This window comes from Synechococcus sp. 1G10, from assembly GCF_002252625.1.
In the GTDB taxonomy this organism is placed as follows: Bacteria; Cyanobacteriota; Cyanobacteriia; order PCC-6307; family Cyanobiaceae; genus Regnicoccus_A.
This window is the reverse complement of the sequence record NZ_NQKW01000054.1, coordinates 1-1,728: the sequence shown is the minus strand read 5'-3', so window position 1 is coordinate 1,728 and position 1,728 is coordinate 1. Positions and strand designations below refer to the sequence as shown.

Genomic DNA, 1,728 nt, shown 5'->3' with positions numbered 1-1,728 from the left:
GCAGCTCTTCTTGAAGGCCACCGCCGCCTGTCGGGGCAAGTCCTGGGGATCGGGGTACTCGCTGGCCGCTTTGATGAACAGGCAGCCGTGGAACTCGGGGGAGCGCACCGCATCCGCCAGCCAGTCGAACACCGCCAGGATGGGCGCTCCGGGATTACTGGGCGTTGCCGGCGCGGCGGCGATGCGCTCGCTGAGGTCCGTGGCGATCGCGTCGCCGCGCTGCTCCAGGACAGCGGCGATCAGCTCCTCCTTGGAGCGGAAATGCTTGTAGAGGGTCATCTTGGCCACGCCGGCCGCAGCCAGCACGGTGTCGATGCCCACGGCCCGGTAGCCCTGGCGGGCGAAGAGCTCACCGGCGGCGCGGAGCAGGACGTCCCGCTTGGCGGAAGCCCCGCTGGTGGTGACAGGAGCGGGGAGGCTGGACGTTTCGGGCATGGCCCCTGGCGGACGCATCTTCAGCATAGCCGCCTAGACAGAAAGGTCTGCTACTTTTGACCAAACAGACAGATCAGTCTGTTTGGTCAGCGCCATCCAAGCGCTATCGGCTCCCCATCTGCCTTGAGGCCCATGATCAAGCTCCACGGCCACGAACTCTCCGGCAACAGCAGCAAGGTGCGCCTGCTCCTCGGCCTGACCGGCGTTCCCTACGAATGGGTCCGCGTCGATCTGATGGCTGGCGAGCACAAGCAGCCCGCCTTCCTTGCCCTCAACCCTTTCGGCCAGGTGCCCGTTCTGGAAGACGGTGACACCATCCTTTCCGACGCCCAGGCGATCCTCTTCTACCTGGCGGCCCGCCAGGGGGATGGCCAGTGGCTTCCCACCGACCCCCTCGAGCAGGCCCGGGTGGTGCGCTGGCTCTCCACCGCCGCCGGCGAGGTGCGGCAGGGCCCCGAGAGTGCCCGCCTGCACCACCTCTTCGGCGTCAAGGCCATCCCGATCGAGCGGGCCACCGAAAAAGCCGCCTTCATCCTCAACCAACTGGAGCAGCATCTGAGCGATCGCCTCTGGCTGGAGCTGGATCGCCCCACCATCGCCGACATCGCCGTGTTCCCCTACGTGGCTCTGGCGGGGGATGGGGGGATCGATCTGGCGCCTTACCCCCACGTACGCGCCTGGATCGCACGGATCCAGGCCCTTCCGGGCTATGTACCGATGAAGGGCCTCGACGCCTGAGCGAGCTTGAACCGATGACACAGCACTACCTGCACCGCCATCTCACTCCCGCCGTGGGGGAAGCCCAGCTGCAGGCCTATGGCCAGAGCCACGGCGTGCCCCCGGCACCGGAACCCGATCCCCTCGGCGCCCGGGAGATCGCCTTCATCAGCGCCCGCGACAGCTTTTATCTGGCCAGCCTCACCGAAGCGGGTGCCCCTTACATCCAGCACCGCGGCGGGCCCGTGGGGTTCCTGCGGGTGCTCGATGCGCACACCCTCGGCTTCGCCGATTACGGCGGCAACCGCCAGCTGCTCACCGCCGGCCATCTGCGCCGCGACCCGCGGGTGGCCCTGTTCCTCATGGACTACCCCGCCCGGCGCCGGCTCAAGATCGACGGCGAGGCCGAGGTGGTGACACTTCAGGACGATCCACACCTGCTGGAGCTGCTGTACGGCCAGGAGACCGAGGCGGGCGAGGTGGAGCGCCTATTCCGAATCAAGGTGGACGCCTTCGACTGGAATTGCCCCCAGTTCATAACGCCCCGCTTCACGGTGTCGGAACTGGAGGAGCGGG

The 1,728-nt window shown here is 67.5% G+C and carries 3 protein-coding genes; 2 read left to right on the top strand and 1 reads right to left on the bottom strand.

Features of this window, described 5'->3' with window-relative positions:
- Positions 1 to 435, bottom strand: a 435-nt coding sequence (locus CJZ82_RS17395) for a TetR/AcrR family transcriptional regulator (protein ID WP_094556986.1), incomplete at its 3' end; no start/stop codon positions are given.
- Between the two features lie 132 nt (positions 436 to 567).
- Here CJZ82_RS17395 and CJZ82_RS17390 point away from each other — a divergent pair.
- Positions 568 to 1,173 (top strand): glutathione S-transferase family protein, encoded by a 606-nt coding sequence (locus CJZ82_RS17390; protein WP_094556985.1) that lies wholly within the window; start codon positions 568 to 570, stop codon positions 1,171 to 1,173.
- A 14-nt stretch (positions 1,174 to 1,187) separates the two neighbouring features.
- The coding region (locus CJZ82_RS17385) for a pyridoxamine 5'-phosphate oxidase family protein (RefSeq protein WP_094556984.1) at positions 1,188 to 1,728 on the top strand (541 nt) is incomplete at its 3' end.

What these genes read in the sequence shown, in the direction of transcription:
- CJZ82_RS17390 (WP_094556985.1), top strand. Translation starts at nt 568, where the DNA reads ATGATCAAGCTCCACGGCCACGAACTCTCCGGCAACAGCAGCAAGGTG.